This window comes from Paenibacillus sp. NPDC093718, assembly GCF_050279985.1.
Classification (GTDB): domain Bacteria; phylum Bacillota; class Bacilli; order Paenibacillales; family Paenibacillaceae; genus Paenibacillus_AQ.
The window spans coordinates 216,216-229,987 of the sequence record NZ_JBNNUS010000005.1 but is presented as its reverse complement, the minus strand read 5'-3'; the positions used below and the strand labels follow the sequence as shown (position 1 = coordinate 229,987).

At 49.1% G+C, this 13,772-nt stretch carries 11 protein-coding genes and 1 pseudogene; 4 read left to right on the top strand and 8 right to left on the bottom strand.

From position 1 onward, the window contains the following. From ACQKPA_RS16835 to ACQKPA_RS16810, 6 genes are all read right to left on the bottom strand, one after another. Positions 1–969 carry a carbohydrate ABC transporter permease gene (locus ACQKPA_RS16835; protein WP_427493738.1) on the bottom strand — a complete coding sequence of 323 codons (969 nt, stop codon included), beginning with the start codon at positions 967–969 and terminating at the stop codon, positions 1–3. Between the two features lie 12 nt (positions 970–981). Next, a complete protein-coding gene (locus ACQKPA_RS16830; protein WP_427493737.1) occupies positions 982–3,933 on the bottom strand; it encodes an extracellular solute-binding protein in 2,952 nt (983 codons plus the stop codon). A 58-nt stretch (positions 3,934–3,991) separates the two neighbouring features. Next, positions 3,992–5,359 carry an ABC transporter substrate-binding protein gene (locus ACQKPA_RS16825; protein ID WP_427493736.1) on the bottom strand — a complete coding sequence of 456 codons (1,368 nt, stop codon included), beginning with the start codon at positions 5,357–5,359 and terminating at the stop codon, positions 3,992–3,994. 433 nt (positions 5,360–5,792) lie between these two features. After that, positions 5,793–6,836: a LacI family DNA-binding transcriptional regulator gene (locus ACQKPA_RS16820; RefSeq protein WP_427493993.1), complete on the bottom strand. Its 1,044-nt coding sequence runs from the start codon at positions 6,834–6,836 to the stop codon at positions 5,793–5,795. A 219-nt stretch (positions 6,837–7,055) separates the two neighbouring features. Further along, positions 7,056–7,514, bottom strand: a complete 459-nt coding sequence (locus ACQKPA_RS16815; RefSeq protein ID WP_427493735.1) for a hypothetical protein — start codon at positions 7,512–7,514, stop codon at positions 7,056–7,058. A 77-nt stretch (positions 7,515–7,591) separates the two neighbouring features. Then, a complete protein-coding gene (locus ACQKPA_RS16810) occupies positions 7,592–7,969 on the bottom strand; it encodes a hypothetical protein (RefSeq protein WP_427493734.1) in 378 nt (125 codons plus the stop codon). Between the two features lie 379 nt (positions 7,970–8,348). Here ACQKPA_RS16810 and ACQKPA_RS16805 point away from each other — a divergent pair, with 379 nt between their 5' ends. Continuing rightward, entirely contained in the window at positions 8,349–9,398 is a 1,050-nt protein-coding gene (locus tag ACQKPA_RS16805) for an S-layer homology domain-containing protein (RefSeq protein WP_427493733.1), read from the top strand. 88 nt (positions 9,399–9,486) lie between these two features. On the opposite strand, the pseudogene ACQKPA_RS16800 reads toward ACQKPA_RS16805, so the two are convergent. After that, positions 9,487–9,918: pseudogene (locus tag ACQKPA_RS16800) on the bottom strand (VOC family protein). 113 nt (positions 9,919–10,031) lie between these two features. Then, positions 10,032–10,922 carry a putative RNA methyltransferase gene (locus ACQKPA_RS16795; protein WP_427493732.1) on the bottom strand — a complete coding sequence of 297 codons (891 nt, stop codon included), beginning with the start codon at positions 10,920–10,922 and terminating at the stop codon, positions 10,032–10,034. A 434-nt stretch (positions 10,923–11,356) separates the two neighbouring features. Here ACQKPA_RS16795 and ACQKPA_RS16790 point away from each other — a divergent pair, with 434 nt between their 5' ends. From ACQKPA_RS16790 to ACQKPA_RS16780, 3 genes are all read left to right on the top strand, one after another. Next, a complete protein-coding gene (locus tag ACQKPA_RS16790; protein WP_427493992.1) occupies positions 11,357–11,872 on the top strand; it encodes a DUF6773 family protein in 516 nt (171 codons plus the stop codon). A gap of 25 nt (positions 11,873–11,897) precedes the next feature. Continuing rightward, complete coding sequence (locus ACQKPA_RS16785; RefSeq protein ID WP_427493731.1) at positions 11,898–12,125, top strand: helix-turn-helix transcriptional regulator; 228 nt, start codon at positions 11,898–11,900, stop codon at positions 12,123–12,125. Positions 12,126–12,256: 131 nt separating this feature from the next. Beyond that, a complete protein-coding gene (locus tag ACQKPA_RS16780; RefSeq protein ID WP_427493730.1) occupies positions 12,257–13,708 on the top strand; it encodes an erythromycin esterase family protein in 1,452 nt (483 codons plus the stop codon). The last annotated feature ends 64 nt before the right edge of the window (positions 13,709–13,772 follow it).

Here is a 13,772-nt window from a genome sequence, read left to right as displayed (position 1 = left end):
CTACTCACCTACCTTGCGCAGCAATTTTTGGACGATCAAGTTGGTTCCCACCATCAGGATGAACAGCACAGTTGCAATCGCGGAAGCAAAGCCCATCTCGAAGCGCGTCGTGCCGAAATCAATGAGATGTGTCACGATGGTTTCCGCCGCGTAGTTTACGCTCGGGAAACCGGCAAGCGCAATCGATACGTCGGCCACGGCAAACGAAGTCGTAAGCTGGATGACCGCACCGAACATGAGCTGCGGCCGCATCGAAGGCAGCGTAATGTACCACAGCTCCTGCCATCGGTTGCGTACCCCGTCAACTGCACCTGCTTCATAGAGCGTTTTATCAACGGTCTGAAGACCTGCGATGAAAGCCAAGAAGCCTGTTCCAAGGCTGAGCCACAGCTGGACCAGAATGATAATCGGCATGATCAAGGCCTCTGTTTTCAGCCATTGGATCGGCTCCAGAATGATGCCCAGCTTGATCAGCATGCCGTTCGCTATCCCGTACCGGTCACCCGAGAAGATCATCAGCCATATGAAGTAAATGTTCCCGGAGATCGACGGCGCGTAGAAGATCAGGGTCATAAATGCCCGCAGCCGCGGACCCAGCTCATTGATGACCCAAGCAAACAGGAAGCAGGCCAAATAACTGATGGGTCCTGTTATGGCGGCGAAGAGAAGCGTATTCTTCAGCGCTACCAGGAAGATATCATCCTCCAGGAACAGGCGCGTATAATTATCCCAGCCGACAAACCGCGGAAACTCCAGCATGTTGAAGTAAGTAAAGCTGAGAATCATCGAAATGACGACCGGAAAAACGGTAAACAGCGTGAACAGGATCATGTAAGGCGCAAGCAAAATATAGGAATGCTTGCTGGCCTTCATCTCCGCCAGCTTCCGCTTCCACCAGGATTGCGGCTTAACGGGGCGGATAGCTGCAGACATCGTAACCTCAGGATCCTGAAGGCTGGCATTATGCAATTTGGATTCCCCCTATTCCTGCGGCTCGCCGAATTCTTCTTGCTTGGTCCGGATTTCGTCGTGAATGTACTGAACGGAATCCATCAATGCCTCCCGCGGCTCGATGCCGCTGATCACCGCACGGTAGAACGCATTGAATAGATGTCTGCCCGTGGAATAACCGCCCGGCACCTCCGGAATTCCCTGTACCCATTCAAATTGGGATTTCAAATTCTCATAATCGGCTACCGGCCATGGCAGACTGTCAAGCGCTTTGATGTTGGCGGTTGGATAACGGGCTGCCGCTCCCATCAGTCCTTCCATCTCGCGGCCAAAGTTCGTCTGCGTAGCATCGCTGGTCCACCACTTCAGGAACTCCCAAGCCGCATCTTTATCCTTGGCATCGTCCAGCATCAGAACAGCGCTGCCTCCGCTCGGCACGGTACGGTCAATAGTGCCGTCCGCCTGAACGGTTCCCGGAACCGGCGCGAAGCCCCATACACCGCGAATTTCCGGCGCGAACACCGACAGCTGGTTATAGGTGGTATAGTCGGATATGCCGATCGGCATCTGCCCTGTACGGAACCGGTTGGCAAAATCGTACTCCCGCTCCAGCTTGTAATCCGTGTAATATTCCGTCCATTGTTTAAACGCTTCCAGCCCAATCTTGGAATCCAGATCCGATTCCGAATCGTTGTTGCGGTAGAATTGACCGCCGGATTGCATCAGAAGTGCCGCATACAACGAATTCGGCGGCAGCGTGGTCCACTGATCCGGTGCTTGAGCAACGACGGGAAGGCCGAATTGCATATGATTTTTGTTTAATACGGCAAGCATACTGGCCACATCGTCCCAAGTGTGCGGAATTTCAAGACCAAGCTCCTCCAGCACATCCTTCCGGTAGAACATCATGTTGAAGGTTTGCGTCTCCGGCAGTGCGTATACGCCGCTGCGGTACCGGTAAGGCACTAAGGCGCTGTCCCTGAATCGTTCCGCTACCGAATCAAAATCGCTGAATTGCGTCAGGTCCGCTGCGGCATTCCGCATGGCGAAGTTCACGGGCAGGTCATTGCCGATCTGCATCGCGACCTCAGGCCCTTGCCCCGACAAGGTTGCAGGCAGCAGCGTTCCCATATTCACCAGCTTCAGATTGACGTTGATGCCGGTTTCCGGCGTAAAGGTCTCGTCAATCATCGCCTTGACGGTATTCGCTTGATCTCGCCCGCTACCGATCCATACGGTAATCGAACGCTGATTCTTCTCATCCGTAACGTTACCGATATTGTTATAATCAATGAAGAAGGAGCTAAAGAACGTGGATAACTCATGCATTACCTTGTCACCGGCACCCATTCCGCTCTTCGGCAGCTTGGCATCGGCGGATGCAACATACAACGCATCGATCTCCAGCGGCTGCTCCCTAGCCTGATGCAGCCATGTTCCGAGTCCGCCGGTATTCGTCTTGTAGGCCTCCAGCCTGCGCGGAATTGTATCCGGTTTCTCGATCATCTCATCCAACTGAACGGCCATCGTCTTCAGCAATGCCTCCTGGTCTCCGGATTGACCGGACAGCTCAACTAATCGGGCCGCGATGGCTTTCAGTCTGTCGCTCTCGTACCGGAAGATTTCCAGCAGCTCCGGTATCCGCTGTTCCACCCGGTAATCCCGGAATTCATCCGGATTCGTACCGGTAATCATCAATATTTTGCGGTACATGGCATTCAGGCTCAGCAGACTGTCCTCCACCTCATGAATGAGCGGAGCGAATTCACCCAGACTCGCCTCGAGGCGTAACACATGCTTCCCTTGCTCCAACCGGAACAGATAAGGTTCATCGCCCCCAAGCACGTCCATGCGATATCCGTTCTTAAAATGGAAAGCGACGTGGTTCATTTCCTCAAACGGAACCTTGCCGTCGATTGTCAGCTTTCTCGTGGAGTAAATGCCCCTTACAAAATTTTGCTGGGATTTGAATGCAATCTTGTAGAGCCCGCTCTCGGGTACATCCAGTTCCCATTCGATCCACTGTCCGGGCAGCCGCCAGTTGAAACCGCCAATGGTATTGATCCGGACCTGTGATGCGCTGTATGGACTGACGCTCGGACTCGAGCGCTCGCTTAACGGGTACAAGGTTGGTGATGATTTGGCAACTGCGTCCTCTCCCTGAATCGTAAGCAAAGTTCCTTCAGTCTTTCGAATCCCTTCTGCCTCATACTGCTGGTGCAGCTCGGCATACGCTAGCGGGCGTTCCTGCTTGAACAGCTTCAGTTCCCCGATGACCATCGGCTCCCGCGCTGCCGTAAGGGACACGGTATGCACCCCTTTATCAAAGTAAAAAAGAAAGGGCTCCGTGATGTATCCGTCCGCATCCTTAAGCACCGTCTCGACCCAAGCCGGACGTTCGATTTGCTTCGGTCTCAGGTCATTCCCCTGGTTATCCTGATCAATGCTGTCCTTGGCGTTATCCCAGATCCGGTCGAATTGCAAATAGGCGGCCTCCTGAAAAGGCACCTTCCCGTTGATGCGAATGGAGCGTTCAATGGAGGAACTCTTTCCTTCCACTGGATAGTAGAGCAAGGATAGATTGTACAGTCCCTCTTCCTCTACACGAACCTTCCATTCCACCTCACCCTTCTCCCCCGTAAATAGCGAGGTTCCAGGCCGACCCTCATAGGCCTCCAGCTTGCGGAAATCCCCGCCCTCAATACGGCTGTAATCCGCGGCAGGAATGATGATTTCATGATCCGGTCGACTTTTTCCGTCATGATCCGACAAATACTGGGCATAGGAAATGCTTTTTTCCGGCTGATTACTGAGATTGACCAGCGATGCGGGACGTTCCATTGACAATTCAGTCAGGCTGCCTTCCGCCCTTCCGCCGGGTTCATTTCCTCCTCTATTGAAGAGCAGAAACAAGGCGGCAATTACCACCAGAAGAATCACGAGTCTGCTAATCCATTTTTTCAGCTGCACATGAAGTATCAATGTTCATCCCCCTATTCAGGAGAAGGGGGCGGGCTGCAGCGTTCGCCCCCTGTCCATCTTATTTGCCCATTTTTTCGACAGCAGCCTGTGCCTGTTGCTTATACTTCTCGGCCGTTGCGGTTACCGATTGATTGTTCACAATTATATCCTCTATAAAAGCGTTCGTAGGATAATCCGTGTACGCTTCGTCAACCGTTATGACGCCCGTTCCTGCAATATGTTCACGAATCATATCGATGTCTTCCTGATTGGTATAGATGCTCTCCAGATAATCCTGACCCGGATATTCCTCCGTTGGCGGTATATCAAACGTCTCTTCATAAATTTGATAGACGATGGCCGGATCTTTCACGCCTTTAGGAATGAACTTTGCAGACGCGCCGGTATTAGCATACGTTGCTTCTGCCGAGCCCTGCGGACCGTTTGGAATCGGAACAACGCCAACCTCGAACGTAATGTCCTTGAGCATCCATTCCGCCGCCGTAAACATGGCCACGTCGCCGTCTTTAAAGGTGTTCCTTTCTTCCCAGTTCGTTTTGTTGCCGCTCTTCACTTTTACAACCTTCTCCACGTTATAGAGGCTGTTCACGAACTCGGCTGCTTCCAATGTTTTGGGATCGGACAAGCCCTCTTTGCCATTGGAATCATCTACGATTTTGCCCCCGTTAGCGGCGGTGAAATGCTTAACCGCATCAATCGCCCCACCGGAGAAGCCCCATACGTCGGTTTTCCCGTCGTTATTCGTATCCTTGGTTGCCTGCTTGGCAATCTCCATGAGTTTATCCCAGTTCCATTCTCCCTTGGCATACAGCTCCTGAAGATCTGGGAGGCCGTTCTTCTTAAACAAATCGCGATTGTAGTGAAGTCCCAGTCCGACGGAGGTCGGATTATCAAACCCGTATTCCCCTCCGCCTATGGAAGGATATTTTGTCTGCAGATCAGCTTCGTTATTAATATTGTTCTGATCCGTCGTAAACTCGCTGATCGGCAGGATTTGTCCTTTCATAATGGCAGGCAGTGCCGATTTGTATTCCAGCTGCACGATATCGGCAAACGGCTCGCCTGCCAGCACGCTTGTCGTAAATTTATTCATATATTCCTCAAAGGGTACGTTCACGAACTCAATTTTGCAATTGTATTTCTTCTCGATTTCAGCAATCTTCTCCAGTCGGGCTTTCTCACCGGCTGTTTCGCCGGTCGGCTTCAAGTCCCACCACGCAGCGACCTTAATCACGCGGCCGCCTAGGTCAACAGGTTCTGCTTCAGGTTCAGCGGGTTCTTCTTTAGGAGTCTCTGTTGCGGTTTCCGTGCTGGTAGCCGGAGCCGTAGGCGGTGTTTCCGCTTGTTTAGCCCCTCCGCCGCTGCAGGCTGTAATCAAAAATAATAAACAGACAAGCATTAAAGAAAGCCCTTTCATTTTTCTCATGCTAAAAACCTCCCCTATTTGTTAAACGCCCTGTATAAATGCTGTATGTCCCCCCAAGATGATGTTGGATTCCTCGTTCCCGGCATCCCTGTTGTTCTCCCCTTGGCTCCCCCCCAATCCGTTATCCCTGTTTGCCAAAAAATATAACACTCTGATTGTAATCTCGTCAATATATTTTATGATAATAATAACAATAAACCTAAATAAATTATTTAAAATTATATAAATATTTAGTGGTAACGATTACAATTTGAATCTGCATAACTCAGCTTTATTCGATAAAACCCCTTATATATCAACGATATATTTCGAAACCACCTAGCGAATCGGACCTTTATATGATCATAGTTTTTGTTATTTTTTTGTTATGAATATATAAAAGCCCCGATGTCATGAAGACATCGGGGCTAACGTGAGAATATGACAATGCAGCTTACGGTTCATCCGTATCGCGTGTTGCGTTATTCAACTCCCTAACAATGACATCCGCTTGAATTAGAAGCCGCTCGTAATTGGAATCCGGGTTCAATATCCGCCAGAGCAATTGATCGACGGCACGCATCCCGAGCAGTTCCTTATCGATATTGACGGTTGCCATAATCGGCAGGTTATCGTACGTATTATCAAATCCGGTCACCTGTACGCGGCCCGGTACGTCGATGCCCTGATTCCTGAGCGCTTCCATGGCAAACATGGCGGTGATATCGTTGGCGCAAACAAACACTTCCGGAAGCTCGTTTCCGGCAAGGGCCTTTTCTAACGCTACGTGTATATTCTCAATCTCCGGGCTGATCAGGGAAGGCAGCTGACGATGTTCGATTTTGTAATCGGCCAGCGCGGACGAGAAGCCGATCCAGCGCTCATAAAAGCTCTGGGCATCTTCGATATTGCCGATGAACTGATACTTTTTATAACCTCTGCTGATCAGCTTGGTCATGATTTGTTTCATGCTGTGCATATTGTCGGTGAACACCGTGTCCGATTGAAAAGCCGGGTCCATGTGGTCCACCATGACCACGGGAATGTTCAGCTTCTTGATGTCCATTAAATTTTGGGTGGATACCGATCCCACCGTCACAATCCCGAGAATGCCCTGGGGATTCAGCAGAGTGAACATATGGTCATTCGATGGCTCCGTCAGCGTAAGAATGTCCAACCCCTTCTGGTTCAAGCGAGCGGATATGCCGTCAAACACCGGTCCCCAATAAAGGGATTCCCGATTTTGATAACGGACATTCGGAAACAGAACAAGCACCGCCCCCGCCCATTTTCTGTTTTCCGGATCTTGAAGCTGCTGGTTTTTCCCCGCGGCTTGGTTCGGCTGATCCTTAAAGTACCCCAGTTGCCCCGCTGCCTTCAGAATCATGTCCCTGGTCTGCGGACTGACGCCCGACTTTCCCGACAAAGCACGGGATACCGCGAATTTAGACACGCCGGTAAAATCGGCAATTTCCTGAATCGTCACTTTCGTTTTCATCATTATCTACCTACTTAAGTGCGAATTTGTCGTTCATTTCTCATGTTATTTATGTTAGTTTTTGTTAGGTTACAGACATAATATTATTTGAAAAAGCAGTCAAAGTCAAAGAATATCCTGCATTTTCTTGTTTTCATTTTTACAAAAACAAAGCTGTCCTCTGGTCATGTTCAGACCAGCAGGACAGCTCCTCTCTTGTAAAGAGATAATATTACGATATTATGGTTTCTCCACGAGCAGCGCTTCCCACTGCAAGCCTTCTCCGGTGATTTCGATCCGGAGGTCGGAGATGCTCTTCAGTGCCTCCTCGCGGCGTGTCTCAAGCGTGTTTACGGTTTCCTTGTATAGCTCGCCTATCTTCTTCTGCGTACCGCTTGCCATTTTCGTTATTTCGGATTTTCTTGCGGCATTGCCCTTGGAGATCGCGGTTGTCTGTTCCTTAAACAGCTTGCTGTATTGTCTCTTAGCTGTTGCCTTGCTGATTTTCCCCTGTTTGTACTTCCACATCGGACTGTTCAGGTACGACTTACTGGATCCGTTACGAAGCTTCCACATCGGGCTATTCAAATAGCTTTCACTGACCATTTTGCTGAATTTCCATGCGGAACTGTTCAAATAGCTCGGGGTGATCGTCTTCTTATATGTCCACATCAAGCTGTTCAAATAATCCTCGTTCATTGCTTTGCTCAGCTTCCAGAGGGTACTGTTCAAATAATCCCGATCTGCGGCTTTCGCATACTTCCACATCGGACTGTTTAAATGACTTGGATTGATGAGCCTTCATATTGTGTCAGCTTATCTTTTAAGTCACGGTTTCCTTCATACTTCTGCTTCAGCTGATCCAGATCTGCTTGAAGCTTCTCGTCCCACTGCTTTTGATCCTCCAGTACTTTTTTCTCCAGCTGATCCAGGGACGCATGGCTTGCATCATAAAATAACTTATATTTCTTGTCTACTTGTTTCTGGTAATTGTTATACGCATTTACCGTCTTCTTGTTATAGGATTTATACTCGCTCCATACTTGATTCATCCATTTCTGATCCGCTGCGTGAACCGTTGTTTGCGGAAATAGGACCGAGACTGCAAGCAAAAGGCTGCATAGGGTCAATACGGATTTTCGCACCAATCTCATCGAATTTCGCCCCTCTTTTATAAATAGTCAATAAGGGATATTTCACCTAATGGCATGTTGTCTTCCAATAGGAATTCCGAACCCCTAACTTTTAGACTACAGCTTGCTTGTTCCGCGCTCTATTATTTCATGGTATAGCGTACTCCATTCCCTAGCTCCTTCGCGAAAAACATGTCTACCTTTCGTAATTCCATATTTCAAAGTGGAGGATTTATGCACTCCCTTAGTCCTGTAGTCGCTAAGTATCGATTAAGTTAGTTAGCTAGTTATAACAGCCCATCTTTGACCAGAAGCGCTTCCAGACGCTTGACCAGTCGAAAAACACACTTATACAATGTATTTTGTAGTATTTTAGCAAATTATAGATGGAGGATTGCAGATGTTGAAGTTCAGGGCACTATGTGCGCCTATACTCCTGGTTGCCTTCTTATTCGTTGGGGCTGGCAGCGCTTCCGCCGGGGTTACGTTTCGGGATATTGATAATCACTGGGCAAAAACGACCATCGAATGGGGCGTCGATAAGGGAATTGTCAACGGTTATGCCAATGGGATGTTCATGCCCAACCAGAATGTGACCGAGGCCGAATTCATCCGCATGCTGGTTGTCGGCATCACGGGCAAAGACCTGCAGGAGAACTATTTGACCGAGCTATGGTCGGATAAATATTATCATTTTCTGCACTTCAAGAACTATCCCGTTCACGGATTCGCAGACAAATCCAAGCGCAGCCAATACATAACGCGGGCCCATGTGGCCGAGCTGATATCCAGCGCCGACGGCGTGAACTACGACGGAAATCAAGCGATTCAATACGTTTTGGGCAAAAAGTACGCACAAGGCCGAATCAAGGGCGAAAACACGATTGAAGGGTATGTAGGAAGCGGCACCATCACGCGCGCCGAAGTGCTTCAGTTGATCAAAAACCTGACCGATCGAGGAATGTCGAACCTGTACGATCGTCCCGCCGTGCCAAGTGCGGAGGCGATGCTTCCGAAGCTGCCAACGCCTTGGGATGTGTATCGGGACGAGATGTATCTCGTGATTCGTCAGAAGGTATTCTCGAATTACAGCGGATACCGCATCTATGACGACGGAGCGAACAAAATTGTGATGACCAGCACGAAGCAAACCGGCGAGACGGATTACGCCGTGTCCGTTCAATTCGAGCCGCAGATTATGCAGTTCAGCGGAATCGCGCTGTCCAATGCCGCCGATAAAACGCAGCGCAGCATGCTGATCGAGCTCCTCCAGCTGTATGGCTTCCAGGTCGATTCCGCCTTCCTCGCGAAGATAGACTCCGCCGAGAAGAACAAGAAGGTGATCGAGCTGAAGGTGAGCGGGAAGACACTTATTATCGATCCGCTCGTGGCAAGCCCCGCCGGGCATGTCCATATCTACTATAAGTGGTGGGATGGAACGCGGGCGTAATTTAGGATGCTGAATTTTGCTATAACCGAAAAAGGGCCCTGACGGCAAATCGTCAGGGCCCTTTTTATTATACCTACAGGAGCAGAATCTACTTCTGCTCTTCAACTTCGGTTGATATATTCCAGTATACGCCGTATTTGTCCGTTACGATCCCGTAGGCCGGGCTCCAGAACGTCTCCTGCAGCGGCATAACCACCTGACCACCTTCAAGCAGCGCTTCATAGAACCGCTTCGCGTGTTCGGGTGCATCGGTCATGATGCAGATCTGAACCTGATTGCTCGATTCAACCGGTTGGCCGGGAAACGTATCCGAAAACATCAGATCCGTCTCTCCTACCCTCAGCAAAGCGTGGGAAACGCGATCCTTCGCGCTCTCCGGCAGCGGAAAATCAGGGTTCGCCGGCATTTCGCCGAAAGTCTGAACCATGACCACCTGGGCATCCAACGCCTTTTCTTAGAATTGAATAGCTTCCTTAGCATTCCCGTCCATAATGAGATACGGATTCAATCGAAGTGTCATGCGATCGTTAACCACCTTTTATTTTCATATTGAAGTGGATAACTCATATTATCTCCCAACAGGATCACTTTAGCAAAATATGACGCAAATCTAAGACGGGAACATTACTTCCCTCATATCCAACCATACAGAAGTGTGAAGTCGGCGGTTACCTCCATCTCTCCATCTGGCATCCGTTCAATAACCTCAGGTGAGATGCTCCAGGATAACGGCGTCATGTGAATCAGTTGCTTCATCTGATCGGAGTCCAGAATGACGCAATACCGAAGCTCATCGAATTCGATCCGTTCAAAGTTACGGCTGAACAGCTCCATCGTGCCGTCATTGGAATACGTCTCTTTACCTGTACCTGTATAAAACAAAGCGCGAAGCTCCTGCAAATACATGCTCCCCGGGATTACCTTCACTAACATTCCGTCACTCGTTAGCAGCCGCCTGAACTCCGAATAATTGGAAGGAGACAGAATATTCAAAATGTAATCAAACTGTTGGTCGGCAAACGGGCTCTGAGACAAATCAGCCACGCACCATATAGGGTCCGGGGATGTCTTAGCGGCCATAACGATGCCCTCTTTGGCAATATCCATACCCACACCGAGAACGTCCGGCACCATTCGTTGCTCCCGAAGCTTACGCAAAATGGCGGATAGATGGGAGCCCTCCCCGCAGCCTGCATCAAGCAGCCTTACAGACTTCCGGGATTCCCTGGACTTCATTGCCTGGATCAGGCGACTCGTTACCGCTTCTACCATAGGGCCGAAGAAGCCGCTGCCGCTGATTGTTTTTCGAGCCTCAAACAAAGCCTTATCGTATTTGGTTTTGGATGAATGGTTCAATAGGTTTACGTATCCCTGTCTGGATATATCATAGCAATGCCTATTCTCGCATTCCAGGCTGGCCATCCGTTCTACCTTTATGGCACCGCCGCAAATCGGGCATTGAAACATCTTCTCGTGTATCGAAAGTTTTTGCGCTTTTTTTAACAATTTTTCATTGTTAGACACAGCAAAATCACCCTTTCATTCGATTGATCGCAATGAAAAAGGCACAGAAAAATAAACTCCGGCCGCAGTTGTCAAAAAAATGGGCCGAGCCTACTTTGATCTGTACCTCACATTAACGTAAACGAATGAAATGGATCACTTTATAAAACACGCTCCTGATATCGATTCGGGCAAGAGATGCCCTAATCCAATTTTAACACGCGAGCACAGAATGTAAACCTCCGAGGTAAGCATCCGGTTCAGCAAAATATATCAAGAATAAGCTCCCACTATGGACTATGATGAGTGCTTGAGACTCTATCCACCTCCTCACTTAAAAAGACAAATATTAAATTCAAAATGACATATATATATTGCAAAAAGACGTAAATACTATTACAATGCAGGTATTCAGAAAATCTCAAGAACCTATCTCTAACCAAAAGGAAGGAATGATGAGCTTGAATTGGTTTAAGAAGAGCACGGCTGAGGATGAGCGTATCGTCAATCTAAAGAACAAGTTATATAAAGAGGTGTATACCTTGATCATGATCATATGCAGCATTTCCGTCATCATCAAATCTTTTGTGCTCCCGCGAACGGAGTCCGTCTGGCTGGAAATGCTGATCATGCTGGGAGGAAGCTTATATTTTGGGATACGCAGCGTGGCGCTGGGGATATACTCCGATGAAGTGGAGGTCCATGACCAGCGGAGCAAAATTTCGTTCAGCATGCGTACGGCGATATGGGGGCTCGTTATCGGTGTTGCGCTTGCTCTTTTTTTCGGTATCCGCAGCGCGATTCTGTTTGGCAATGACAACAGTGCGACCGAGCTCAAATATTTCTTTAGCGTTTTCTTCGTCTCACTGATCATCTACATCCCGCTCTTTGTCGGGGGGAATTGGTTGATCCACTACGGTGCCAACAAGGTAAGCCAGAAAATGTCGCAGAACGATCCGTTCGACTCGTAGAAAGGGATAACAGGGTGACTGCCGCATGAAAAACATCAAATTGAAGATGGCCCGCGTCGAGAAGGATTTATCGCAGGAAGAACTGGCCCAGATCGTCGGTGTTTCCAGGCAGACCATCGGCCTGATCGAGCTGGGGAAATATAATCCGTCACTCAGTCTGTGCGTTGCCATATGCAAGGCATTATCGCGTACTTTGAACGATCTGTTCTGGGAAGAGGATGAAGCACCACCGCATAACAGCATTGATCCATAGAGCCGTAATCTCGACTATGTTAAGGAGGTGATTCCCACATTCAAAGCACGAAGCACATAGTGGCGGGCATCTTTACACGTCCGTTCATTCAATTTAAAAACCATACAACATCTTATAAGGAGTGATCCTCTATGCCACTACATAACGCTAGAAAAGCATTCACCGTGTTTTTGCTCACCGCTTCTATTGTAGGAACTTCCCTAATCCCTCACGGAGAAGCATATGCTTCTACCGCCGATTCCATCCAAGGCCAGGTTACAGAAGTTAAAACAGCCCGAACTTCGGATGAAAAAATTGCCGAGTGGGAGAATTGGGCCAAAGACCATGCGTACCGACTGGACACGATTCAACCCACCGACACGGCGGGCGGTCCAAATCAATATAAGGATCTGGCTATGCTAAAACCATTACTGCAAGATAAACGTTTCGTGTTCCTCGGCGAGAGCTCCCACGGCGTTGCCGAGTTCAATCTGGCTAAGACCCGTTTGATCCAGTTCCTGCATCAGGAGATGGGGTACAACGTTCTGGCCTTTGAGAGCGGTCTTGGTAATAGCTCCTTGGCTTACGGCCGGGCCGGACAGCAGAGCGCGGAACAAACGATGAAGGATTCCATCTTTGGCGTCTGGTGGTCCAAGGAGATATTGCCGTTGTTCGAATACATACAAACAGCACAAAAGAGCAAGCAGCCGCTCGTGCTGACCGGTTTTGACATGCAGCTGCAGCATCCGCTGTTGGATGGACAATGGCTGCAGGATCAGGCCATGGCTAAGCGCCTAGCGGAAGCTGAGAAGAAATTGTCCGAATTCTCTCTTGGTACGGATCTTGACGCTTACCGCAAAGAGAAAAAGCAGCTGATTCAAGTATATAAAGACGCCCTAAAATCCTTAAAGACGGAGGCAAACGAAGCTCATTTGAAGCAGCTCTATCCGGATAACCCCAAACTTTCCATATTGCTTGAAAGAAGCTTGAACGACCGGATTCGGGTAGCTCGGGAATACGTGGAGCTCTCCATTCAATCGACTCTTGGCATGGAAAGCGGCGATTATGCCCCGTTCCTGGAATCGATGGAATGGCGGGATCAGGCAATGCATGACAATCTCATGTGGCTGGCAACCGAAGTATACCCGACAGAGAAATTCATCGTTTGGGGACATAACGACCATATCCGCAAAGCCCAAACCGAGGTGATGGGTTCGCCATATCCGGTGACTTTAATGGGAGAAAAACTCTCGGATGAAATGAAAAAATACAGTTACGTGCTTGGCCTGTATCCAGCCAGCGGACAAACAGCAGATAACATGGGGAATGTGCATGACGTTCTGCCGGCAGAGCCGGGATCCATCGAATCGATCCTGTCGGCCGCAGGCTCGCCGTATACCTTCGTTGACCTGCGTTACCAAAAACGTGAGGCGGGTAATTCCTGGATGTTCGAGCCGCGTTTTGCCTATAGCTGGGGCATGATCCCCGAAAGTCTCATTGCCCGTGACCAATACGACGGTATTCTGCTGATCGATGACGTAAACCCACCTCAATATATGAGATCCTCCACTTCATCCAAGGCTTCAGTGCCTGCCGAAGAATAAGGTGCTATCATTTTTCATTGTCATATAAGAGTTTAATAGGTTAACATGCCAAGCATCCCCTGAT

Excerpts from the sequence above, each read along its gene's own strand:
- ACQKPA_RS16825 (WP_427493736.1), bottom strand. The coding sequence starts at position 5,359 with ATGAGAAAAATGAAAGGGCTTTCTTTAATGCTTGTCTGTTTATTATTT.
- ACQKPA_RS16820 (WP_427493993.1), bottom strand. The coding sequence starts at position 6,836 with ATGAAAACGAAAGTGACGATTCAGGAAATTGCCGATTTTACCGGCGTG.
- ACQKPA_RS16815 (WP_427493735.1), bottom strand. The coding sequence starts at position 7,514 with ATGAACGAGGATTATTTGAACAGCTTGATGTGGACATATAAGAAGACG.
- ACQKPA_RS16810 (WP_427493734.1), bottom strand. The coding sequence starts at position 7,969 with ATGAGATTGGTGCGAAAATCCGTATTGACCCTATGCAGCCTTTTGCTT.
- ACQKPA_RS16805 (WP_427493733.1), top strand. The coding sequence starts at position 8,349 with ATGTTGAAGTTCAGGGCACTATGTGCGCCTATACTCCTGGTTGCCTTC.
- ACQKPA_RS16790 (WP_427493992.1), top strand. The coding sequence starts at position 11,357 with ATGAGCTTGAATTGGTTTAAGAAGAGCACGGCTGAGGATGAGCGTATC.
- ACQKPA_RS16785 (WP_427493731.1), top strand. The coding sequence starts at position 11,898 with ATGAAAAACATCAAATTGAAGATGGCCCGCGTCGAGAAGGATTTATCG.
- ACQKPA_RS16780 (WP_427493730.1), top strand. The coding sequence starts at position 12,257 with ATGCCACTACATAACGCTAGAAAAGCATTCACCGTGTTTTTGCTCACC.